This is a genomic window from Candidatus Symbiopectobacterium sp. NZEC135, assembly GCF_025962695.1.
Genome location: NZ_JAGFPF010000047.1, coordinates 1 through 23,604 on the forward strand (window position 1 = coordinate 1; position 23,604 = coordinate 23,604).

The following is a 23,604-nucleotide window of genomic DNA, read 5'->3' on the forward strand; positions in this document are numbered from 1 at the left end:
TTGAGGTAAGGCGTCAGCGACAGCGGCTCGCCAAAATTCACATAGCCTTGCCCCAGATTGCGCAGTTTGCGTAACCCGCGCACCATTTGCATGAAACCCTCTTTCTCTTTGGTGGCACCGCGCAGCTCTTTCGCATAGGTGCCCACTTCCATCACATGCTCATAACCCACATAAATCGGCACCAGCGTGATAGGACGGGTACCGCCGCGTAGCATCGCCTGAAGGGTCATGGCCAACGTGCCGGTCTTGGGCTCCAGCAAACGACCTGTACGCGAACGCCCCCCTTCCATAAAGTACTCAACGGAGTAGCCGCGTGAGAACAGCTCGCCGAGATATTCGCGGAAAATGGTGGAGTAGAGCTTGTTGCCTTTGAAGGTCCGGCGAATAAAGAACGCACCCAGACGGCGGAAAATCGGGCCTGCTGGCCAGAAATTCAGGTTGATACCGGCTGCGATATGGGGAGGAACCAGACCTTGATGATACAGGACATAGGAGAGCAGCAGGTAGTCCATGTGACTACGGTGGCAAGGCACGTAAACCAGTTCATGGCCGTCCTGTGCCAACTGACGCACGCGCTCGGCATTATGTACGTTAATGCCTTGATACAGACGGTTCCAAGTCCAGCTCAGAATGCGATCGGAAAGCCGCACGGCTTCATAAGAGAAGTCCGCTGCGATCTCTTCCATCAGGGCGATGGCATTCTGTTGCGCTTTCTCATGGGAAATTTTCTTGCTGCGCGCCTCATCTTCAACCGCTTTCTTGATGGCCTTGGAGTCCAGCAGCTTATGAAATAATTCCTGACGTACCGGCAAACGCGGACCAACGGCGGCCAGACGCTGACGAGCAAAGTGCATACGGGCGACACGCGCCAGTTTGTGCGCTATGGTTTTGTCAGTGCCGTGTTCGGTTGCCATGTGGCGCAGCGACACGATGCTGGAGAAGCGCACGAAGCTGTCGCGACCCAGCCAGATCACCGCAAAGAACTTCTCAATGCCGTTCAACAGACGCAGATGTGGTGTCGCGCCGTGTTGTCCTTCACGGCCTGGGGAGCGGCCAAACATGACAGAAACCGGCACCATCTGTACATCGAGATAGGGATTGTTGCGGTGCAGATCCAGATAATCGTGGAACAGTTTGACGGATTCCTGCTTGGGCGTGTAATAGCGGAATACGCGCGGACCATCGTTAATAAACACGTGGCTGGGCAGTGAGATACCGTCAATTTCAGTGGGTTCCAGCGGATCGGGCAGTTCTAACGCTTGGCATTTTGCGCGCAGCGTCAGTAAATCCGCCTGTGAGTTATAGGGCAGCACATAAAGAATGGGGCGAGAAGGATCTAGCCCTAACTCCGCCACGGGATCGTTAGGAATTATCTTGCTTTTCACTAACAATTTAAGTGGGAAATTCAGTAATTTATAGTAAATTTTACGCCAGCCGGACATAACAACCAGAAGCCTCTTGAGTAGCAATGCGCCGCAAGGATACCAGAAAGTACACGGGAGATCTGTGGTGTGAGACAACGGTGTTACGGGAAAATTGCAAAAAATCTCTGATAAACGGATGAAAAAACATGAATAAGGCTACCGGGATAACGCGGATTATCAAGGCAACGGGATACTCTCTCAAAGGGCTGAAACAGGCATGGCAGCACGAAGCCGCATTTCGGCAAGAACTGATGCTGCTGGTCGTGGCAGTGCTGGTTGCGTGTTGGCTCCCCGTGTCACTGTTGGAGCGCCTAGTGCTGATTGGCGTGGTGGTGGTGGTGGTGCTGATGGAGTTAGTCAACAGCGCAATCGAGGCCGTCGTCGATCGCGTGGGGATGGAGCACCATGAACTCTCTGGGCGCGCTAAAGATATCGGTTCGGCGGCGGTGTTTGTGGCCTTGGCCTTTGCCGCCGTTGTCTGGGTGAGCATTCTCTGGCCGCTCGTGCTGGGGTGATTTCAGCGTGATTTTGAGGCAAAGCGCATAAAAACACAGGTATTTGCCTCTCTGTGATTCCCAAGCCGCGATGACCTGTATATACTCACAGATAAACTGTATAAACAACCAGGGGGCGGAATGAAAGCATTAACAACCAGACAGCAGCAGGTCTATGATCTGATTCGCGATCATATTGCGCAGTCCGGCATGCCGCCAACGCGTGCCGAGATCGCCCAGCAACTGGGTTTCCGCTCACCCAACGCGGCGGAAGAGCATTTGAAGGCGCTGGCACGTAAAGGCGTGATTGAAATTGTCTCTGGCGCATCGCGCGGTATCCGTCTGCTGATGGAAGATGAAAATGTTGGCCTGCCGCTGATTGGTCGTGTTGCTGCGGGTGAACCGCTGCTGGCGCAAGAACACATCGAGTGCCACTATCAGGTCGATCCGGCCATGTTCAAACCGCACGCAGACTTTCTGCTGCGCGTCAGCGGTATGTCGATGAAAGATATCGGGATACTGGACGGTGATTTGCTTGCCGTGCATAAAACGCAAGAGGTGCGTAACGGGCAGGTCGTGGTGGCACGTATTGAAGATGAAGTAACGGTTAAGCGCTTAAAGCGTCAGGGTAATACCGTGCAGCTTCTGGCGGAGAATGAAGCTTTTGCTCCCATCGTGGTTGATTTACGCGAGCAGAGTTTCACTATTGAAGGGCTGGCCGTCGGTGTTATCCGCAACGGTGAGTGGAGCTAAACACCGTTAGCCGACAGGGCGTTTCTTTTTGGGAAAGCCTTGTCGATGACGTGATGCGCCCTCAGCTCAGCGGCCGGGTTTCGCATTTTTGATGGGCACCGTATGGTCGTGATGACAGTGTCCATGTTCACGGCAATCAGCCACTTCCTGACAGGCTTCGCACAGGCCGTGTGCCTCGACTACGCTGTGACGCAGCGTGAAATTGGCGCTTTGTGCCAACTGCTGAAGAATGGCTTCAATGCCTTCCGTCTGACGTTCCGTCACTTGCCCGCAGCGATCGCAAATAAACAGCGCTGAAGTATGGCTATGTTCTTCAATGTGGTGACACATGACATAGCTGTTGGTCGATTCCACACGATGGATAAACCCTTGCTCCAGCAGAAAATCCAGAGCGCGGTATACGGTAGGGGGTTTGGCTTGCGGTTCTGAGGCACGCAGCAGATCCAACAGATCGTAAGCACTGATCGCGCCGTGTTGTTGAGCCATCAGCCGAAGCACTTCGAGTCGCTGTGGCGTAAGGCGCACGTTGCGCTGTTGGCAAATACTTTCCGCCTGGGCAAGGAGTTTGTCTTGGTCGCTTGAATCCATTGGCCTGATCCTACCGCATGATGATGAACATGTTGCCCATCTTACCATGTAAGGCGCGGATCGCGCTGTGATAATCCATCAGCAGGTCGAATGTGCCTCAGGCAACCAGATCGATAAGCAGCGCGCGCAGCGGGGCTTTGGCGCGGATAGTCAGCTGTTTTTCCTGCTGAATGAAGGCGCCATCTCCACACTGTAACATCGTTGCGTTCTCTTGCGGCGTCATGGCTTCCATCGCACCGTGAACCACCTGAAAATAAGCGCGGTTGCCGTTGAGTGCAAACGTATGCTGTTCACCTTCGTTCAATTGCAGATGGTGTACCCAGACCTGCTGGCGAAGTTGCAGGCTGCCGTTTTCACCTTCCGGTGAGGCGAGCAGTTTGACCTTGGCATCGCACAGAGCAAGTCGTTGCAGGGCGCTGTTTTCCCGTGAAGGACAGGCATTGAACCACAGTTGCAAACGCGTTAGCGGCGTTGTGTCGCTGATGCTGTGCTCGCTGTAGCTTACCGCAGGCTGTGCGGCCAATAACAGAACGTCGCCTGCTTTTGCCCGGATATGACCCCCGTTGCTGTCGCGATATTCCGCTTCACCTTGCAACAGAATATTTAAAATATCGACTTGCGGGTAGGTGCGCGGCTGAAATGCTGAGCCTGGCTTGAGGACTTCCTGATTCAACACGCGCAGTGACGCAAAGCCTAACAGCTCAGGATCGAAATAATGGCCGAAAGAGAAGGTGTAGCGCGCTTGCAGCCAGCCGTAGTCAGCTTGACCGCACTGTTCCGCTGTTCTGCATATGATCATGGTTCTGTACCTCAAAAATTATACTAAACAGATAGTAATTGTGTGGACGTTGGATTGTTAGCTAGTTAATCTGGTGGGTATATTCAAAATTCCTGAATGAGTGAGTAAATGGCAAAAGAACGGGCATTAACGCTGGAAGCGCTGCGAGTGATGGACGCCATCGATCGCCGTGGCAGCTTTGCGGCGGCGGCTGATGAGCTGGGGCGCGTGCCGTCGGCGCTGAGCTATACCATGCAGAAGCTGGAAGAAGAGCTCGACGTCGTGCTTTTTGATCGCTCAGGTCACCGCACTAAATTTACTAACGTGGGGCGTATGTTGCTTGAGCGGGGGCGAATCCTGCTCGAAGCCGCCGATAAACTGACCACCGATGCGGAAGCGCTGGCGCGCGGCTGGGAAACCCATATCACTATCGTCGTTGAAGCGCTGATCCCGACCGAGAAACTGTTTCCTCTGCTGGATAAGCTGGCGCAGAAAGCCAATACCCAGGTGTCATTGCTGACTGAAGTGCTGGCTGGTGCCTGGGAGCGTTTGGAACAGGGGCGGGCCGATATCGTGATTGCGCCTGATATGCACTTTCGCGCCTCTTCCGAAGTGAACACGCGCAAGCTGTACACCATGAACAACGTTTACGTCGCCAGCCCGGATCACCCTATTCACCAAGAGCCTGAACCGCTGTCGGATGTAACGCGCATAAAATATCGCGGGATTGCCGTGGCGGATACCGCGCGTGAACGCCCGGTATTGACCGTGCAACTGTTGGATAAGCAGCAGCGTTTAACGGTGAGTTCTATTGATGATAAACGCCGCGCGCTGCTGGCGGGATTGGGCGTGGCGACCATGCCTTACCCCATGGTCGCCAGAGATATTGCCGAGGGGCGCTTGCGGGTCGTCAGCCCGGAATATTCCATGGAGAGCCAGATTATCATGGCGTGGCGTCGTGACAGCATGGGCGAGGCAAAATCCTGGTTCTTGCGCGAATTGCCCAAAGTGCTGAACCAGGCGTGATGTGATGCTCAGGCCTATCGTTTGTTGATTACACCGTCTGTCCATTAAATCTGTCGCGCCCGTGCGGTGCGCTCAGATCGTTTTCTGGCCCGATGGAAATAATGCCATGCGGATTGATCGTACCGTGGCTGCGGTAGTAGTGATGGCGGATATGCGGGATGTTGACGGTATCTGCAATGCCGGGAATTTGGTAAATATCCCGCAGGAAACCGAACAGATTCGGGTAGTCTGCCAGCCGACGCTTGTCACACTTGAAATGGGTATGATAAACCGGATCGAAACGCAGTAACGTGGTCCACAAACGAATATCCGCTTCAGTCAATGCGTTGCCTGTCAGGTAACGCTGCTGTCCCAGACGGACTTCCAGCGAATCCAATGCCTCGAATACGCCATTGACCGCTTCATCATAGGCGTCTTGCGAGGTCGCAAATCCCGCCTTATACACGCCGTTATTGATGGTGGGGTAAATCCACGCATTTAACGTATCAATCTGCGTGCGCAGCGCCTCCGGGTAGTAATCGCCGGGCGTTGCGCCAATGCCATCAAACGCCGCATTGAACATGCGGATAATATCGGCGGATTCATTGCTGACGATGGTGTGGCGCGTTTTATCCCACAGTACCGGAACGGTAACGCGCCCGCTGTAATCGGCGTTGGCATGCAGGTAAAGTTGGTAGAGAAATTCGTGCTGGTAGAGTGAGTCACCAGTGGTGTAAGGAAAATCGATGCCGAAAGTCCAGCCCTGATCCAACATCAACGGATGCACCACGGACACACCGATGTACTCCTGTAACCCTTTAAGCTGACGCATGATCAAGGTGCGGTGCGCCCAGGGGCAGGCGAGCGAAACATAGAGGTGGTAGCGATGGGGTTGGGCCTCGAAGCCTCCTTCGCCCGTGACGCCCGGCGCGCCATCCGGGGTTATCCAGTGGCGAAACTGTGCAGTGGTACGCTTGAAGTGCCCACCTGTCTTGCTGGTGTCATACCAGGTATCGTGCCATACGCCATCGATTAGTTGTCCCATGGGTCCTCCATCATCAATGTAAAAACCAGGGCGCAGAGTACTGCGCCGCTGGTGCGAGGGTTATGCCTGGTGTTGGCATCAAACTACGTTGGTATAAAACTACGTTGGTATAAAACTACGTTGGTATAAAACTACGTTGGTATAAAACTACGTTGGTATAAAACTACTTTGGTATAAAACTACGGTGTTACCACTTTTTATTCAAAAGACGGTCGATGCTGAAAGCGCCAGGGCCCGTTACAGCCAGCAGCAGATAGCCGCCTGCGATGGTCAGGTTTTTCAGGAACATCAACTGGTTTACACCTTCGGCAAAGTTGGTGTGAAACAGCAGGGCGGTCAGCAGTGTGAATCCCGCCGTGAAAAGGGCGACAGTGCGAGTCAGAAGACCGAACAGCACCGCCAAGCCACCGCCCAGCTCCAGCAGAATGGTCAGCGGCAGCAGAAACGTCGGAACGCCCATGGCCTGCATGTATTGCGCGGTGCCCGCATAGGCATCACCCAGTTTGCCGTAACCTGCCACGATGAACAGGATTGGCATAAAGATGCGAGCGATAAGCAGCGCAGTATTTTCTAAATTTTTCATCATTTGTCTCCAAGGAAAAGGGGGGCTGGCAACAAGTCTGTATGCCGCGCTACAGCAGGATATCTCTGGGGATATCATCTGCACATCCGGTATGGAGCAAATACTATGGGGGAAACGGTTTGGATTCCAGCGAGTTAAATTGTCTGTTTTTTTCAGAAAATCTGAATATGTGCTCGCAATCCGTAGTGCTTAGCGGGGCGACAACGTTTTGCGCAGCAGTCTTAGTGTCCCCAGCAAGCCAATGCCGCGTCTGGCCCAGCGAATCAGCCGATTTGGGTGACGTACCCCATACAGCGCGGCAGCACCGGAAGCGAGAAGCCAGTAACGACGCCAGGCCATGATACGCAGCCAGTAACCATCGTAAGGTGCGGTTTTTTCCAGCCACACGCGTCTTTCGTAAATCACATCGATACGCTGCTGTTCTATTTGGCGTAACAGCTGGGCTTTTTCTTCCTGACGTTGCTGGCGATTCATTTTTCTTCCTCTTCCAGCAGCGCTCTGTCAGTGCGAAGCTCTTTGCGCGTGGCTTTGAGCAGCGTGGCTCGTCGCGCTTTCATGAGCGTCCAGACGCCGATAATCAGTGCCAGGCCAAGCAGCGTGGCGGTGATCCAGGCCAATGCCAACAAACGGTATTCGGGCTCCAGACCCCAGATAATCAGTGCAATCAGGCTCATCAGACCGAATGCGGCAAAAATAAGGGTGAGCCCGGTGAGCAGCAGCAGTTGGAACAGATGATTCTTTTCTTCTTCTAGCTCAATGACAACCAGACGCAGGCGCGTTTCCACAATGCCAACCAGCAGCGTCAGAATACGCTGTGCAGAATCAATAGCCCCGCTAGCGGGGCCCTGTCGTTGTTTATCCGTCATAACAGTTTTTCGGTCATAAAAGGTTACTGAACTCCCGTCAATCAGCGGCGTGCGAGTAAAACACCCAGTACAACCCCTACTGCAGCGCCGATACCCACGCCGGTCCATGGGTTCTGTCGAACATAGTCATCCGCATAATCAGCGGCTTCTTTGGTCTGGTTAACGATACGTTCGCCGGTTTCACTCAATCGTGAGCGGGTGTCCTTCAGTGCGCTTTCCGCTTTGCTGCGTAATTTTTCCAATTCCGCTTTGGATTTATCGCTTGAGGAGTTCAAGACCTCTTCCAGGGTATCTGCCAGTGATTTCAACTCATTGCGCAACAGTTCAGATTGTTGATCTTTAGCCATGATTAACTCCTTTTCGATAAATAAGGAGTATTAACTATAGCTCAACTTTTACGATTGGAATGGCGGAGTGGGACGAGATAATTCTGATAAGCTGCTGTAAGCGCTGGGTAATCCCATAAAATATGCCCAGCCCGGGGTGATAAGCATAGGGTTGGCGCGATCCAGACAAGCGAAATCTAATGGATTATTGCCCATCCGCAGCAGTAATCTCCTGCTGGGCTGCATGCAACGTTTTCTGGGTGTCGGCGAGTTTGCCCTGACGTTTTTGAATCTTGTCCTTATCCCAGTGTTGCAGCTTTTTGCGTCAGCTTTTGCCGCCAGAAAGGAACGGGTTTAGGCGGTTGCTGAGTGATGATTTTGGCCTGCGGAAACGAGGACAGAAGTGCTTCACGCGCGGCAAAGGTCTGCTCCGATGAAGCCAGTCTGACGATCAGGCTATCCGGCGCTGGGGTAATGCTTTTGATGGCAATACCACGCTCATTAAGACGCTGGTAAACGTAAAAGCCATCAGGGAGCGGTGCGCCCTGATGGTGAGGAAAAATGTGCAGCAGCGTTTCATCCTGTTCACGGCTCGGTGACTGCGTCAACAGGATAATCGGCAGCATCACCAGAATCATCATGCGCCAGATGGCTTTCAGATAACGCCAACCGAATAACACGTTAGTTACCTTTTTCTGCATTGTCAGCGCGTTTCTTACGCCACAATACCAGCAGTGAACCGAACAGACCGACGAACAATAACACCAATGGCAGCATCATCAGGCAAAACATCAGCTCATCTTCATACTTCATGAAAAGCGGCGTTTTGCCTATCGCAAAGCCAACCGAAACCAGAATCAACACCCACAGCAGTCCACTCATCCAGTTGAAAAACTGAAAACGGGTATTGTCCAGCCCTGAAAGCCCGGCAATGGTAGGCAGAAGCGTGCGAACAAAGGCGAGAAATCGGCCAATCAGCAGCGCAGACAATCCATGACGGTGGAACAACAGGTGAGCGCGTTGGTGATAGTGTGCGGGAAGATGAGAGAGCCAGCCTTGTACTACCCGGGTATTCCCCAGCCACTTCCCTTGAATATAGCTCACCCAGCAGCCAAGGCTAGCGGCGGTGGTCAGCAATGCGATAGTGAATGCATAATTCATTGTGCCTTTGGCAACCAGCACGCCGACCAATACCAGCAGACTGTCCCCGGGCAGAAAGGCCGCAGGTAACAGGCCGTTTTCCAAAAACAAGATCATGAACAGAATAAAATAGAGCGTCCAAACCAGTTTGGGGTCAGCGAGAATATCGAAATTTTGGTGCCAAAGCGCATTAACAAGTTCTTTAATTAATTCCATTCGGTATTCCTAACACAACAGCATGCTACGTGGCCCATCGGCGATGAAATACACCGACTACAAGGGTCATTATGTACACCGGCTCGCCATGGTGAGCGCTGTTAGAGTAGAACATACCGATGTTCACATACCTCCACTTAATCCATTTTTGTCCGCCGAGCCTGCATTGTTGCGTTTTGGCGGCAGTAACGCGGAAAATACTGGATTAAGCGTTAAAAAGAGCTTCTAACTGTAACAAAAGCCTAAAGGTTGAGATAGGGAATTATCGCAGGAAAAGGTAAGATTTATCGCTGCTGTTTGACAGAAAAGGTTTTTTTGCGCCCAATTTTACATTTTTTGACACAAACAGGTGTTTTAAGACGTTTTTGCCTCTGTTAAGTGACAGAGGCGACAGGTTTTTTTGTTCGAGTGGTCAGGATTTGTGCACGGTGATCGGTTCAAGATGCACGACGGGATTTTCGGCAAACATATAGCGGTCAACGTTGAATTCAAAGTCATCGGTGGTGGCGCGAAACAGCATTTGCTTGGTGTTTTCCAGATGCTGCCACATCGCCAGCTTGGCCGCGTAGGGATCTTTGCGAATCAGTGCTTTAAGTATTTGATCGTGCTCTTCGCACCAGCTTTCGATTGAGCGGTCGTCAATGTGTTCGTGCAACTTCAGCCAGTAGGGGTTGTGGATACGCTGGCTCCACATTTTTTCCACGATAGTGGCCATGGCCGAGTTCTGTGTCGCCAGTGCTACTTGAATATGAAATTTCAGATCCCACTCGGAATCACGGAAACGGTCTTCCTGACGCGCATATTCCTGAATCTCCATCAACTGGACGATGTCTTGGCGCGTCACCTGAGTCGCTGCAAATTCGGCAATATTGCTTTCAATTAATTGTCGTGCCTGCAACAGTTCAAATGGCCCGGCGGTAACAAACTCAATATCCCCGCCGTTGGGCACGCGATGGCTTTGTTGATTGGAAATGACATGAATGCCTGAGCCTTTACGCACCTCGACGTAGCCTTCCACTTCCAGCATGATGATCGCCTCGCGCACGACGGTGCGGCTGACGTTCATCTCTTCGGAAATGTAGCGCTCGGCGGGTAACTTCTCGCCAACAAGGTAAACGCCACTTTCGATGCGCTGCTTAAGTTCTGCGGCTAACTGTTGGTATAGTCGACGGGGCTCAGTGAGTGCCATATCTTTGCTCTTTAATAGATGACGGTCCGTAAATGGGGAACCTTTCCCTGCGACTTTCCTGCGCCGCAACCTCACCACAGAGGCGAAAAAAGGCTGAGAAAACCATCGCGTCGGGATTTGTTATACCACTTATTCGTGAAGCCGACCAACATCAAGGTCACAGTTATGCATGATCAACCTGCAATAAAAATGCCCGATAACCGGGGTTATCGGGCATCAAAGCGGGTTTAGCGGTGAGACAGGCAGTGATTAATGCTGCTGTGCCGTCTCGAGCGTTGCCGGTTGTTCTGCTTGCACTGCCGGGCGGTCTTGCAGAATCACCCAAATCAGAATGGCGCCCAGCACGTCAAAGGCTGCCAGCACTGCAAACAGCGGACCGAAACCAATGGTATCTGCCAATGCGCCTACCACCAGCGCGAACAGAGTGCTCGCCAGCCAGCCAGCGCCGCCGGTCAACCCGTTGGCGGTAGCCACTTCGTTACGACCGAACACATCAGAAGAGAGCGTGATCAGTGCGCCGGACAGCGACTGGTGCGCAAATCCACCTACGCACAGCAGCGCGATGGCAATATAAGGGCTGGTGAACAGACCGATAATCCCAGGGCCAATCATCAATACTGCACCCAGTGTTACCACCATTTTGCGCGAAACGATCAGGTTCACCTTGAAATACTTCTGGAACAGCATGGGCATGTAACCACCCAGTACGCAGCCCAGGTCAGCAAACAGCATTGGCAGCCAGGCAAACATGGCAATTTCTTTCAGGTTAAAGCCGTAGACTTTGAACATGAACAGCGGGATCCAGGCGTTGATGGTGCCCCATGCCGGCTCAGCCAGGAAGCGCGGTAACGCGATGCCCCAGAACTGACGGTTGCGCACGATCTGCCAGGCAGACATTTTTTTACCATTACCAGCCTGATGCTGAGATTCCTGACCGCTCAGAATGTAATCACGTTCTTCATCAGTCAGTTTTTTCTGGTCTTTCGGGTGTTTATAAAATGCCAGCCAGCACAGTGCCCACACCAGACTCAAGACACCGGTGATAATAAAGGCCATTTCCCAACTGTGCATCACGATGGCCCAAACCACTAACGGCGGGGCGATCATGGCACCGATTGAGGAACCTACGTTGAAGTAGCCTACGGCAACGGAACGTTCTTTGGCAGGGAACCATTCACTGCTCGCCTTCAGGCCCGCAGGGATCATGGCGGCTTCGGCCATGCCGACCAGACCACGTGAAAGGGCCAGACCTTGCCAGCTGTTTGCCATTGCGGTACTGGCGCAGAAAATGGCCCACAGGATAGCGAACATGGCGTAGCCAACTTTGGTGCCCAACAGGTCCAGTACGTAACCGGCGATGGGCTGCATAACGGTATAGCAGGCAGAATAGGCAGCAATGATGTAGGAGTATTGCTGTGTCGTGATATGTAACTGATCTTGCAACGTCGGGGCGGCAACGGCGATAGCATTACGTGTCAGGTAACCGAGCACGGTGCCAATGGTCACCAACCCGATCATGTACCAACGTAGCCCTTTGATTTTACGCATTTGTGTTTTCTCTCCGAGTCAAAAAAATAACACCGTGCCGCTAGCTGTGCTAACAACCGGTGTTGTGTTTAGCCAACAACGTTGGCTAGCGCACCTCCCAGAAGGGCGCAATCGCAGGGTTTCAGTAACGGAGCATGTTTGTGGCGTCATTGCGCTTACTTTTAGGAAGGCGGCAAGGCGCATCGATAAGGACGCCTTGCTCGCCTTTTGCTCTCTTGAAACCTGCTTTTGATTTGGACCAGGATTTTTTCTCTTGGGAATGGAATAGAGATTGAATCCTGGTTCAAGACGGCGCTACAATAATTTGTCATACAACTTTAAAAGTTGAGTGACATCACAAAACCATTATATTTATGCGGAATAGTTAAAATTTGTTCGATATCGGCCTGTGTTGAGAGCTTGCTGCGCGGTGTCCTGACCAATTTGCCAGGCGTGTGAATTTTTGCGATCATGACCTCACTAATGATATGAGATATCCAGCATAATTGGTGTGATATCTTTCAACAAAGGCCAATGTTGTGCCTGAGCGCACGGTGAGGAAGAAGAGTATGCCCCAGTTTCTTAGCGAAGATTTTCTGTTAGACAGCGAATTTGCTCGTCGTTTGTATCATGACTATGCGGCTGATCAGCCTATTTTTGATTACCATTGCCACTTGCCGCCTGAACAGATTGCAGAAAACTACCGCTTTAAAAACCTGTATGACATCTGGTTAAAAGGTGATCACTACAAATGGCGTGCCATGCGTACTAACGGCGTGCCGGAGCGTCTTTGTACCGGTGATGCCAGCGACTGGGAAAAATTCACCGCTTGGGCAGAAACCGTGCCGCACACCATCGGTAACCCGTTGTACCACTGGACGCACCTCGAACTGCGTCGCCCATTTGGTGTAACAGGTACACTGTTAGCGCCGGGTACGGCGAAAGAGATTTGGGATCGCTGCAACGCCCTGCTGGAGCGTGATGAATTTACCGCGCGCGGCATCATGCAGCAGATGAACGTGAAAATGGTCGGCACCACTGACGACCCGATTGACGATCTGCGTCATCACAAAGCCATTGCTGCTGATGGCAGCTTCAACGTCAAAGTGCTGCCGAGCTGGCGTCCTGACAAGGCTTTCAACATCGAGTTAGCCACCTTTAACGATTACATGGCAAAACTGGGTGAAGTGTCTGATACCGACATTCGTCGTTTCAGCGATTTGCAGGCCGCACTGACCAAACGTCTGGATCACTTTGCCGCACACGGCTGTAAAGTTTCCGACCACGCGCTGGACGTCGTGCTGTTTGCCGAAGCGGATGAAGCGACGCTGGATGGCATCCTGTCTCGTCGTTTGGGCGGTGCTGCGCTGAGCGATGTAGAAGTGGCACAGTTCAAAACGGCCGTACTGGTATGGCTGGGTGCGGAATATGCGCGTCGCGGTTGGGTACAGCAGTATCACATTGGTGCGCTGCGTAACAACAACCTGCGCCAGTTTAAACTGCTGGGGCCAGACGTTGGTTTCGACTCCATCAATGACCGTCCGCTGGCACAAGAACTGTCTCGCCTGCTGAGCAAGCAGAATGAAGAAAATCTGCTACCGAAAACCATTCTGTACTGCTTGAACCCGCGCGATAACGAAGTGCTGGGTACTATGGTCGGTAACTTCCAGGGTGAAGGTATGCCGGGCAAAATGCAGTTTGGTTCTGGCTGGTGGTTCAACGATCAGAAAGACGGCATGCAGCGTCAAATGACGCAACTGGCGCAACTGGGCCTGCTGAGCCGCTTTGTGGGCATGTTGACGGATAGTCGCAGCTTCCTGTCTTACACTCGCCATGAGTATTTCCGTCGTATCCTGTGCCAGATGATCGGCCGCTGGGTAGAAGACGGTGAAGCACCGGCAGACATCAATCTGCTGGGCGACATGGTGAAAAACATTTGTTTCGATAACGCTAAAAACTATTTCGCCATTGAATTATAAGACCGTGGGCGCGCGCAGGTGCGCGCGCCTTGACATTGTATCGTGGGCAAGGTGACAGGGCGGTAACAACCTGACCCCGATCGCACTTCCTGTCCTGAGGTAGCTTCTTAATGCAAACATTGAATCGTCGTGACTTCCCTGGTCGTCAACATCCTGATCGTATTATCCAATTCGGTGAGGGTAACTTTCTGCGCGCGTTCGTTGACTGGCAGTTAGATTTGCTAAACGAACATACCGATTTGGATGCGGGTGTGGTGATCGTTCGTCCGATTGATACCGATTTTCCGCCGTCATTAGACACTCAGGATGGGCTGTATACCACGATTATTCGCGGTTTGAATGAACAGGGCGAAGCGGTGCGTGAACCGCGCCTGATCCGCTCCGTTAACCGTGAAATCAACATTTACCGTCAGTTTGACGAGTATCTGGCACTGGCACACGATGCCAATATTCGTTTCGTGTTCTCCAACACTACCGAAGCGGGCATCAGCTATCACGCCGACGATCGTTTGACGGATACGCCGCCGGTCAGCTATCCGGCAAAACTGACGCGCCTGCTGTTTGAGCGCTTCAACCACTTCAACGGTGCCGCCGACAAAGGCTGGGTGCTGTTACCGTGTGAACTTATCGATTACAACGGCGTTGCACTGAAAGAACTGGTGCTGCGCTATGCCGCGCAGTGGGAACTGCCGCAGGCCTTTATCACTTGGATCAACGAAAACAACACGTTCTGCTCCACGCTGGTTGACCGTATTGTGACGGGCTATCCGCGTGCCGAAGTGGAAGCGCTGCAACAGGAAATGGGCTATCAGGATACCTTCTGGGATACCGCTGAATACTTCTACCTGTTTGTGATTCAGGGACCGCAATGGCTGGCTCAAGAGCTGCGCCTCGATAAGCTGGACCTGAATATCCGCATCGTTGACGATATCAAGCCTTACAAAGAGCGCAAAGTGGCGATTCTGAACGGTGCGCACACCGCGCTGGTGCCGGTTGCTTTCCTGGCTGGTCTGGACACCGTAGGCGAATCCATGAATGACGCGCAAATCAGCCGCTTTGTGGAAAAAACCATTGCCGAAGAGATCGTTCCGGTGCTGGATTTGCCTCACGATGAGCTGACCTCCTTTGCCCAAGCGGTGCTGAGCCGTTTCCGTAACCCGTTTATTCAGCACCAGCTGTTATCCATTGCCCTGAACGGCATGACGAAATTCCGCACCCGTATTCTGCCGCAACTGCTGGCCTACCGTGAGCAGAAAGGGGCATTACCGGCGCGTCTGACCTTTGCACTGGCAGCACTGATCGCGTTCTATCGCGGCGATCGCAACGGTGAAGCCTACCCGCTGCAAGATGATGCGCACTGGCTGGAACGCTATAGCACCCTGTGGCACGGCGTCAACGATCGCACCACCTCGCTGCAAGCGCTGGTTACCACCGTGCTGAGCGATGCGGATCACTGGGAACAGGATTTGACGCAGGTGCCGGGATTGGTAGAACAGGTTACGCAGCAACTGCAAGCGATCGTCGATCGCGGCATGAGAGCGGCAGTAGAAGGGTATTGTTAATGGCTGAAGATTTATCGATGCAAAGCATCATCAAAATCCACGCGCTGGACAATGTGGCCGTTGCATTGCGTGATGTTGCGCAAGGTGAGGCGGTAACCGCAGGCGGCGTCACGGTGACGTTGCCGCAGCCTGTAGCGCGCGGGCACAAATTTGCGCTTTATGACATCGCACCGGGTGAGATGATCGTGAAGTACGGCTTGCCGATCGGCCATGCGTTAGAGGCCATCGCACCGGGGCAGCATATTCATTCTCAGAATGCCAAGACCAACCTGAGCGATCTGGATGAGTATCAGTACCAGCCGGAATTCATGACGCTGCCAGCACAGATGGCCGATCGTGAGGTACAGATCTACCGTCGTAAAAACGGTGATGTTGGGGTGCGTAATGAGCTATGGATCCTGCCGACCGTGGGCTGCGTTAACGGCATCGCGCGTCAGATCCAGACTCGCTTCCTGAAAGAAACCAACAATGCGGAAGGCATCGACGGGGTGTATCTGTTTACCCACCCGTTTGGGTGTTCGCAGTTGGGGCAAGACCATGAAAACACCCGCACCATGTTGCAAAACATGGTGCGCCACCCCAACGCGGGTGCAGTGTTGGTGATTGGTCTTGGTTGTGAAAACAACCAGGTAGACGCGTTCCGCACCACGTTGGGCGAGTATGACGCAGAACGTGTGACCTTCATGATCTGCCAACAGCAGGATGATGAAGTCGAAGCGGGGTTGGAGCGTCTGCATGCATTGTATGAAGCGATGCGTAACGACCAACGCGTTCCGGGCAAGCTGAGCGAACTCAAGTTTGGTCTGGAATGCGGCGGCTCGGATGGGTTGTCAGGCATTACCGCCAACCCGTTGCTGGGGCGTTTTTCGGATTACATGATCGCCAACGGCGGCACCACAGTGCTGACGGAAGTGCCCGAAATGTTTGGCGCAGAGCGTATTCTGATGAGCCGCTGCCGCGATGAAACGACGTTTGAAAAAACGGTCCACATGGTCAATGACTTCAAACAGTACTTTATCGAGCACAACCAGCCGATTTATGAGAACCCTTCGCCGGGTAACAAGGCCGGTGGTATCACTACGCTGGAAGAGAAATCACTGGGCTGTACCCAGAAAGCGGGGCAGAGCAAAGTGGTGGACGTGCTCAAGTACGGCGAGCGCCTGCATACGCCGGGATTGAACTTGCTCAGCGCACCGGGTAACGATGCAGTGGCTACCAGCGCGCTAGCGGGCGCGGGCTGCCATATGGTATTGTTCAGTACCGGTCGCGGGACGCCTTACGGCGGTTTTGTACCTACGGTGAAACTGGCAACCAACAGCGAGTTGGCACAGAAAAAACCGCACTGGATCGACTTTGACGCCGGCCGCCTGATTCATGGGGTGGAAATGGACGATCTGCTGACCCAGTTTGTGGACATGATTGTGCAAATTGCTGATGGCAAAAAGCTGGCGAAAAACGAGATCAATGATTTCCGCGAACTGGCGATATTTAAAAGTGGCGTAACGTTGTAAAACCTCCCGCTTTTAATTAAAATGAAACGGCGTTCCATTTATTGGCGCCGTTTTATTTATTTTCACCACTCCTTTTCCCAAGGCACAGATCATGACGAGCTATTGGTTTGCTCAGGCAGTGGGGGCGATTGCCTTCCTGGTGGGGATTACCGTATTTTTTCACCGTGACGATCGCAAATTCAAACTACAGCTTTCCCTCTACAGCGCCATCATCGGTATCCATTTCTTTTTAATGGGGGCTAATGCCGCAGGTGCCAGCGCACTGCTGAATGCCGGGCGTACGGTGATTGCCACGCGTACCCACAACCTGGTTGTGATGTTTGCCTTTATTATTCTGACGCTGGTGTTTGGGCTTTCTGGTCTTAAGCATGCGGTTGAACTGCTGCCGATCGCAGGTACGCTGATCAGCACCTGGGCGCTGTTCCGCACCAGCGGGTTGACCACGCGCTGCATTATCTGGTGCGCCACGCTGTGCTGGGTAATACATAACGTATGGCTTGGTTCAATCGGTGGTTCGTTGATTGAAGGCACTTTTTTGATCCTGAATGGCTACAACATCATTCGTTTTTGGCGCATGCAGAAGCGTGGGCTGGATCCGTTCCGGGCAGAAACGCAAGCGCAGTAATGTCGCTATTGTTCCGTTTTCCCTCACCTTCAGACAGAAGATGAGGGAAACGAGAAGGTGTTACAACAGGTTCAGCCGCTCTTTCTCTGCCAACTTGGCATCTTCTGACTGACATACTGTTGCGGTAAACAACACATCTGTGGAAGAGTTCACGGCCGTTTCCACTGAATCCTGAATCACACCGATGATAAAGCCGACCGCGACCACCTGCATAGCCACGTCGTTTGCGATACCAAACATGCTGCACGCCAGCGGGATTAACAGCAATGAGCCTCCGGCAACGCCCGATGCGCCACAGGCGCAAACGGCAGCGACCACGCTGAGCAGCAGTGCGGTAGGCATATCGACGTGAATGCCTAGCGTGTGAGCGGCTGCCAGCGTGAGCACAGTGATGGTGACTGCCGCACCGGCCATATTGATGGTCGCACCCAGTGGGATAGCGACAGAGTAAGTGTCTTCATCCAGATTCAGCTTACGGCATAGTTCCATGTTCACCGGAATGTTGGCGGCAGAACTGCGCGTGAAAAAGGCGGTGATGCCACTTTCACGCAAACAGGTCAGCACCAGCGGGTACGGATTACGACGAATCTTCCAGAACACGATCAGCGGGTTTACGACAAGCACCACGATCAACATGCCGCCAACCAGCACGGTGAGCAGATGAGCATAACCCAGCAATGCGCCAAAGCCTGTTTCAGCCAGTGTCGAAGCCACTAAGCCAAAGATCCCGATCGGTGCAAAACGAATCACGGTGCGTACCAACAGGGAAACGGCATGTGCTGCATCGTTAATAAATGTTTTCGTGCTGGGTGATGCATGGCGAAAGGCAATACCAAAGCCGACAGCCCACACTAAAATGCCTATGTAGTTCGCGTTGATCAGTGCATGGATCGGGTTAGCGACCACACTCATCAGCAAGCCTTTGAGTACGGCAACAATGCCCGTTGGTGGTACAACATCTGCTGCTTGTGCATTGAGTGCGAGTGTTGTCGGGAACAGAAAACAGAGCACCACGGCAACCAGTGCAGCGGAAAAAGTACCGATGGCATAAAGCACTAATATGGGGCGGATATTGGTTTTCTGCCCTTGCTGATGATTAGCGATGGAGGCCATGACCAGTAGTAACACTAATATGGGGGCAACGGCTTTTAACCCACCAACGAATAGTGTGCCAAGTAAACCTACTGCAAGGGCGCTGTCACGCGACACCATAGCAAGCAGGATGCCCAAAACCAGCCCGATAACAATTTGTTGCACCAGACTGCCTTGCAGCAAATAACGCAAAAAAGCAGATTGAGAATTTTTCATAAAATAGACGGTGGTCCCGTTCCGTAACCTAACAAGGGTTGTGTAGTAGTGCGTCGCAGGATGAAAGCCTCTGACGCGTGCAATGGGCTTTTTTTCGTATCCTGTAACAAAGTGTTTGCGCCAAGCAGTATAGGGAAAAAAGCCATTAAAAAAAGCAATGACACAAAATTTTGTGCGGCGGGTCATTCACAAATCGCCTCCTTTTACGGAGGCGATAAGCGGCTTAGCGAGCGGCGCGCTGATTCACCCACAGGTTAATCAGCAGCGTGATGGTCAGAATGCCGGCAACAACGCCCAGAGAGATAGCGATAGGAATATGGAACAGGTCGATCAGCATCATCTTGGTGCCGATAAACATCGGGAGTGCTATGCACTAGAACTGCAAAAATTTCCGTTATCCCTGCTATAGCGATCCATTACAGAATTTAGTTGCGTGTTGGTTGTGGGACTTATCACTGTTCTATATTCGTTTTTTCATGAGTTACCGCTAATTAAGCGTTTATTCATTTAGTCTCGTGTCCACGATCGCTGGATAGGATTACACGGACAATTATATTGTTATATAATTATCTTCTTCTCAGATATAACACAGGCGTGTGTGGCAAGGTTGTCTGAATATAATGGAGTTGCCAGCAATAGCGAGCGCCATACAGATTTAACTCATCTTGTTTCATTCAAAGGTGTCATTGCAAAGGATGATAATTATTCCTATGATGACTTTCGTGCATACTTGGACTAACGATGAGGTGTAACTGTAAAATGGATATTACAATTACTGGTGCTGTTATAGTGAAAGACGAAGAGCGCTGCATCAAGCGTTGCATTGATAGTTTGCTTCCTATATTTGATGAGATTATCATTGTTGATACAGGTTCTGTCGATAATACGCTTAATATACTCAACCATTATACATGTGATAAGTTAAAAATATTTCATACATTATGGGAGAATGATTTTTCAAAACCACGCAATCTTGCAATAAAGAAAGCACGGTGTGATTACATCTTTTTTATAGATGCAGATGAGTACATTAATTCTTCTAGGTGTGAAGTAATATCTGCTTTTAATGAAATTAACCGAAACACTAAAAAGAATGATATGGCTTTATGCCCAAATATTCAGGACCATAACTCAAACATATCGAGATCGGTCAGAAGAGGTTTTGTTAACAACGAAGGTTTCTATTACTTTGGTTATGTTCACGAAGAGCTAAGGAAGAGTAATAGTGCGATTTTAGATTTCAATGTAAGCGTTAATATCATTCATGATGGTTATTTCCCTGAGATAATAGAAAGTAAAGATAAAGAAAATCGTAATTACCAATTGAATTTAAAGAACATCAGTGCTGAGCCACGTTATCTTAGATGGCGCTTTTTCTATTATCGAGATTCTTTTGAGTTTTTTCCTGTCGAGGAAATTTACCACACTCTTTCCAATCTAATAAAAATAAATGAGAATTTCCCGTTGCAGTATTCTAATTTAAAATCAGATAAATACATCTTCTCTATTCTTGACCTGATTGCAAGGGCAAAACTTAAACTCCGTGATGATTATGATGAATTTCAAAGAGTAATTGGCGTAATGAATGAAATAATTCCTTTTAATAGCAACGGTTTCTATTATTCAATGGTTTACGAGATATTTAACTGGAAAGATTCTGCAAGGAGAAAAATCGAGGAGATTCTGAATTTTAAACATTCTGAACGTCAATGTAACATTGATATGTTACATTCAGAGGGCTTGCATATTGATGCGGCTCTTTCTTTCTATCTCTACGAAATAGGTATGAAAGCTAAAGCAAAAGAGTTATTGCTGAGTGTCAAATCATGTGGCTTTCATACCGACCTTATTGATAGCTACTTACGTCAAATGTCTTATGACGAGCATGAGTGATAACTGACTGTTTCAGATAGTATATTCATCTGGAGGAACTACATTGAAAGGGATGTGCTGGTATTACATGACATAATAACCCGAAATCATTGTTGTCTTCGATGTAATAGTTGCTTAACAAAGAAAGTATGCCATTTTATGGAAATAATGAAAACATGACCCAGAGAGAAGTGTGGGTTGGCTAAAGTGTAGCGGTAATAGGAAAGATTGTTTGTAAAGTATCTAGCCTCATAAAAAAGATAGTTAACTAGAGTGTGATTTACGCTTAATAAAGTTAATGTTGATCATGTTACTTTGTTTACTTTTTGTGTATTGCAGTTCAAAGAAGATTAAGATAAAAATAGTCACGTGTATATTAACGAATAATCGATGGTGAGATGGTCAGTAGCGTGATAAAAATATTATTTTGCTGAGGTTTTTTATGTCGATATTAGCAACGATTTATCACTATGTTATCGTGCGATGTGGCAGTTTCTGAACACCATGTTCTGTTTTTATGGTCCCCTGGATAAATATGGTTTGGGTAACGGTCAATCTTAAAAAAGGTTCAGTTAGTTAGAATGGAAAAAGAAAAGATATACTTCATATACATGCCATCTCCAATGCTTGGACGTAGCCCAATGCAGGGTGTTAATGGAGCTGGTTTTTTCGGGAATTTATTTGGGGTGTATACGGAAAATAACTATATATCGAAGCTGAAAGTGGAGTTAGAGAAAAGAGAACTAAACTGGAGTATAGAAAGGGATAACACAGAATCCGATATACAGAAACTTATTGAACAAAAAGCCAGGTTGTTTATCTGTGCTCCTGGACTTCAATATCAGTTCTACAGAGGAGGGTTTAATAAAAAAAATATTATTTATTTAAGTGTGATGGAGTATGCGAGCAGTATTACTTGTCGTGTTTTCAAACGAATAGAGGAGTTAGATAATGAAAGAAAAGCATAATATAATTTTGAAAGAAATTACCGATGAATTAGCACTGTCTTTAGTATCAGGAGGCAATGGTGGCGGTGGAAGTGGTGACTGGGCAACTGGAGCCCAAACTATTTGGACAACTGCTATAGAGACCATCCTCGGTAAAAGTTGTTCCTGGCCTGGAGGTTTTTATAGCCCAAGTAACCCCACTCCGACAGGTTCTGGTACTTGTGTTGGCGGCCCAATCGGCAGTAGCAGTGGTCGAGGGTAAAAGGTGGAAGTATTTTTCAGGATAAAATGGATGGCAAGCCAGTGCTGGTAGTCATATTCTTCATATTAATTCTTCTTAAGGCTTGCCTATCATTTTGTGTACCTGCCAACGTATGAAAGGTGGTCGCTCAGGAGACCACCTAACTTGATAATAAAATGGCTTATTGCCAGTTGCCAGTCGCCAGTTCCAGATAGGCATATTCCACTTTTTCTATGCGGATTCTATCGCTAACTAAATCACCTTATGCATCGACTTATCTGTTGGAAATACTTTGCGGTTCTTTATTTCTGTCCGAATAACGCTGTTCAGTGATTTGGTGGTATTGGCGGTATAAATCGCCTCCTTTTACGGAGGCGATAAGCGGCTTAGCGAGCGGCGCGCTGATTCACCCACAGGTTAATCAGCAGCGTGATGGTCAGAATGCCGGCAACAACGCCCAGAGAGATAGCGATAGGAATATGGAACAGGTCGATCAGCATCATCTTGGTGCCGATAAACACCAGGATGACGGCCAGGCCATACTTGAGTAGCGAGAACTTCTCCGCCACGCCAGCCAGCAGAAAATACATGGCGCGCAGCCCCAGAATGGCAAACAGGTTGGAGGTCAGCACAATAAACGGGTCGGTGGTAACCGCAAAAATAGCCGGGATACTGTCAACGGCAAAGATAACATCGCTGATTTCAACCAGAATCAAGACTAAAAACAGCGGGGTGGCATACAGAATCCCGTTGCGCCGCAAGAAGAAGCGTTCGTTTTCAATGGTATCCGTCATCCGCAGGTGTCCGCGTAGCCAACGCACCATCGGCTTGTCGCCAAGATCGCCGCCATCGTCTTTGGAAAACGCCATTTTCAGGCCGGTGAACAGCAAGAACGCGCCAAATACGTAGAGCAACCACTGGAACTGCGTCACCAGCCAACTTCCACCAAATACCATTAGCGTTCGCAGGATGATGGCGCCCAGCACGCCATAAACCAGCACACGCCGCTGATACTGCGCGGGCACGCCGAAATAGCTGAACAGCATCAACCAGACGAAGACGTTATCGACGGCGAGTGCTTTTTCGATCAGATAGCCGGTGAGGAAGGCGAGGGCCTGCGTGTTGGCGACTTCTACGCCGAGCGTGCCTTTCAGATACCACCAGAATCCAGCGTTGAAGGCGAGCGACAGCGTAACCCAAATCAATGACCAGGCGGCAGCCTGGCGAAATGTCATGGTGGTGGCACCTTTGCGCCCTTGATAGAGCAGGTCTACCGCCAGCATGGCGATAACGATGACAGCGAAGCTGCCCCACAACCACGGCGTACCGATGGAGTTCATAACAGGTTCCTTGCAACAAAAATTAACACCGTCAGGCCTCATTTTTATCTGGCGCGGTAGCGGACCAGATAAAAAAAAACGACATGTATCGGAAGACACAGGTCGTTTGGTCACTCGCGTTGCAAATGTCCCTCGCCTTCCGGCAAGGTCTCACTTACAACGCCAATGCGGAATGCTCATTGGTATTGCCCGATAACCGGAAGCACATCTCTGCTCACTTTACAGCAAGCTTGACACGTGACTTCGTAATGACGATTAATCGGCGGAAAAGTTACTCCCCTTTGC

The 23,604-nt window shown here is 50.6% G+C and carries 24 protein-coding genes and 2 pseudogenes; 10 read left to right on the top strand and 16 right to left on the bottom strand.

The genetic code is table 11. The annotated features are described in order from the left end of the window. Nucleotides 1-1,442 (bottom strand): glycerol-3-phosphate 1-O-acyltransferase PlsB (gene plsB, locus J5224_RS18275; RefSeq protein ID WP_264626712.1); only part of this gene is annotated, 1,442 nt, incomplete at its 3' end. Nucleotides 1,443-1,570: 128 nt separating this feature from the next. Here plsB and J5224_RS18280 point away from each other — a divergent pair. Together J5224_RS18280 and lexA are read left to right on the top strand one after the other, a co-directional pair. Beyond that, entirely contained in the window at nt 1,571-1,939 is a 369-nt protein-coding gene (locus tag J5224_RS18280; RefSeq protein ID WP_264626713.1) for a diacylglycerol kinase, read from the top strand. Between the two features lie 120 nt (nt 1,940-2,059). After that, a complete protein-coding gene (gene lexA, locus J5224_RS18285; protein WP_264626714.1) occupies nt 2,060-2,671 on the top strand; it encodes a transcriptional repressor LexA in 612 nt (203 codons plus the stop codon). Between the two features lie 66 nt (nt 2,672-2,737). On the opposite strand, the gene zur is transcribed toward lexA, so the two are convergent. Both zur and J5224_RS18295 read right to left on the bottom strand, forming a co-directional pair. Beyond that, on the bottom strand, nt 2,738-3,259 hold the full coding sequence (gene zur / locus J5224_RS18290) for a zinc uptake transcriptional repressor Zur (RefSeq protein WP_222159359.1): 522 nt from the start codon (nt 3,257-3,259) through the stop codon (nt 2,738-2,740). 97 nt (nt 3,260-3,356) lie between these two features. Next, nucleotides 3,357-4,058, bottom strand: a complete 702-nt coding sequence (locus J5224_RS18295) for a pirin family protein (RefSeq protein WP_264626715.1) — start codon at nt 4,056-4,058, stop codon at nt 3,357-3,359. A gap of 108 nt (nt 4,059-4,166) precedes the next feature. Between J5224_RS18295 and J5224_RS18300 the strand changes: the two genes are divergently transcribed. Further along, nucleotides 4,167-5,063 (top strand): LysR family transcriptional regulator, encoded by an 897-nt coding sequence (locus J5224_RS18300; RefSeq protein WP_264626716.1) that lies wholly within the window; start codon nt 4,167-4,169, stop codon nt 5,061-5,063. A gap of 28 nt (nt 5,064-5,091) precedes the next feature. Here J5224_RS18300 and J5224_RS18305 read toward each other — a convergent pair whose 3' ends face one another. From J5224_RS18305 to J5224_RS18345, 9 genes are all read right to left on the bottom strand, one after another. Then, a complete protein-coding gene (locus tag J5224_RS18305) occupies nt 5,092-6,087 on the bottom strand; it encodes a glutathione S-transferase family protein (RefSeq protein ID WP_264626717.1) in 996 nt (331 codons plus the stop codon). Between the two features lie 187 nt (nt 6,088-6,274). Continuing rightward, nucleotides 6,275-6,670, bottom strand: coding sequence for a DoxX family protein (locus tag J5224_RS18310; protein WP_264626743.1), 396 nt, complete (start codon nt 6,668-6,670; stop codon nt 6,275-6,277). 189 nt (nt 6,671-6,859) lie between these two features. Continuing rightward, nucleotides 6,860-7,144 carry a YqjK-like family protein gene (locus J5224_RS18315; RefSeq protein ID WP_264626718.1) on the bottom strand — a complete coding sequence of 95 codons (285 nt, stop codon included), beginning with the start codon at nt 7,142-7,144 and terminating at the stop codon, nt 6,860-6,862. Further along, nucleotides 7,141-7,536, bottom strand: coding sequence for a phage holin family protein (locus tag J5224_RS18320; RefSeq protein WP_264626719.1), 396 nt, complete (start codon nt 7,534-7,536; stop codon nt 7,141-7,143). The genes J5224_RS18315 and J5224_RS18320 overlap by 4 nt, the downstream gene beginning before the upstream one ends. A 41-nt stretch (nt 7,537-7,577) precedes the next feature. Further along, complete coding sequence (locus tag J5224_RS18325) at nt 7,578-7,883, bottom strand: DUF883 family protein (protein ID WP_222159365.1); 306 nt, start codon at nt 7,881-7,883, stop codon at nt 7,578-7,580. A 278-nt stretch (nt 7,884-8,161) separates the two neighbouring features. Next, nucleotides 8,162-8,503 carry an EnvZ/OmpR regulon moderator MzrA gene (mzrA, locus tag J5224_RS18330; RefSeq protein ID WP_413544697.1) on the bottom strand — a complete coding sequence of 114 codons (342 nt, stop codon included), beginning with the start codon at nt 8,501-8,503 and terminating at the stop codon, nt 8,162-8,164. A gap of 40 nt (nt 8,504-8,543) precedes the next feature. After that, nucleotides 8,544-9,218, bottom strand: coding sequence for a DedA family protein (locus J5224_RS18335; RefSeq protein WP_264626721.1), 675 nt, complete (start codon nt 9,216-9,218; stop codon nt 8,544-8,546). A gap of 412 nt (nt 9,219-9,630) precedes the next feature. Further along, nucleotides 9,631-10,407 (bottom strand): transcriptional regulator ExuR, encoded by a 777-nt coding sequence (gene exuR / locus J5224_RS18340; protein ID WP_264626722.1) that lies wholly within the window; start codon nt 10,405-10,407, stop codon nt 9,631-9,633. Nucleotides 10,408-10,656: 249 nt separating this feature from the next. Next, complete coding sequence (locus J5224_RS18345; RefSeq protein ID WP_264626723.1) at nt 10,657-11,955, bottom strand: MFS transporter; 1,299 nt, start codon at nt 11,953-11,955, stop codon at nt 10,657-10,659. A 548-nt stretch (nt 11,956-12,503) separates the two neighbouring features. Here J5224_RS18345 and uxaC point away from each other — a divergent pair. The 4 genes from uxaC (at nt 12,504) to J5224_RS18365 (ending at nt 17,611) form a co-directional block, all read left to right on the top strand. After that, nucleotides 12,504-13,913, top strand: coding sequence for a glucuronate isomerase (gene uxaC, locus J5224_RS18350; protein WP_264626724.1), 1,410 nt, complete (start codon nt 12,504-12,506; stop codon nt 13,911-13,913). A 110-nt stretch (nt 13,914-14,023) separates the two neighbouring features. Further along, nucleotides 14,024-15,475, top strand: coding sequence for a tagaturonate reductase (locus J5224_RS18355; RefSeq protein WP_264626725.1), 1,452 nt, complete (start codon nt 14,024-14,026; stop codon nt 15,473-15,475). 17 nt (nt 15,476-15,492) lie between these two features. Next, nucleotides 15,493-16,986 carry a UxaA family hydrolase gene (locus tag J5224_RS18360; RefSeq protein WP_264626744.1) on the top strand — a complete coding sequence of 498 codons (1,494 nt, stop codon included), beginning with the start codon at nt 15,493-15,495 and terminating at the stop codon, nt 16,984-16,986. Nucleotides 16,987-17,077: 91 nt separating this feature from the next. Continuing rightward, nucleotides 17,078-17,611 (top strand): YgjV family protein, encoded by a 534-nt coding sequence (locus J5224_RS18365; protein ID WP_264626726.1) that lies wholly within the window; start codon nt 17,078-17,080, stop codon nt 17,609-17,611. Nucleotides 17,612-17,671: 60 nt separating this feature from the next. On the opposite strand, the gene sstT is transcribed toward J5224_RS18365, so the two are convergent. Both sstT and J5224_RS18375 read right to left on the bottom strand, forming a co-directional pair. Next, nucleotides 17,672-18,919 (bottom strand): serine/threonine transporter SstT, encoded by a 1,248-nt coding sequence (gene sstT, locus J5224_RS18370; protein WP_264626727.1) that lies wholly within the window; start codon nt 18,917-18,919, stop codon nt 17,672-17,674. Between the two features lie 223 nt (nt 18,920-19,142). Beyond that, nucleotides 19,143-19,277, bottom strand: a pseudogene (locus tag J5224_RS18375) (hypothetical protein); the annotation flags it as partial. A gap of 401 nt (nt 19,278-19,678) precedes the next feature. On the opposite strand from J5224_RS18375, the gene J5224_RS18380 reads away from it, so the two are divergent. The 3 genes from J5224_RS18380 to J5224_RS18390 all read left to right on the top strand — a co-directional run bounded on the left by J5224_RS18380 (nt 19,679) and on the right by J5224_RS18390 (nt 22,000). Continuing rightward, complete coding sequence (locus J5224_RS18380; protein WP_264626729.1) at nt 19,679-20,812, top strand: glycosyltransferase; 1,134 nt, start codon at nt 19,679-19,681, stop codon at nt 20,810-20,812. Between the two features lie 560 nt (nt 20,813-21,372). Continuing rightward, entirely contained in the window at nt 21,373-21,759 is a 387-nt protein-coding gene (locus J5224_RS18385; protein WP_264626730.1) for a nitrogen fixation protein NifS, read from the top strand. Then, the gene (locus tag J5224_RS18390; protein WP_264626731.1) at nt 21,743-22,000 is read left to right on the top strand and encodes a hypothetical protein; all 258 of its coding nucleotides are present in this window, start codon (nt 21,743-21,745) and stop codon (nt 21,998-22,000) included. Before J5224_RS18385 ends, J5224_RS18390 begins: the two co-directional genes overlap by 17 nt. Nucleotides 22,001-22,089: 89 nt before the next feature. On the opposite strand, the pseudogene J5224_RS18395 reads toward J5224_RS18390, so the two are convergent. Together J5224_RS18395 and J5224_RS18400 are read right to left on the bottom strand one after the other, a co-directional pair. Next, nucleotides 22,090-22,345 (bottom strand): annotated as a pseudogene (locus tag J5224_RS18395) (transposase); the annotation flags it as partial. A gap of 20 nt (nt 22,346-22,365) precedes the next feature. Then, nucleotides 22,366-23,319, bottom strand: coding sequence for a TerC family protein (locus J5224_RS18400; protein ID WP_264626732.1), 954 nt, complete (start codon nt 23,317-23,319; stop codon nt 22,366-22,368). Nucleotides 23,320-23,604 lie beyond the last annotated feature (285 nt).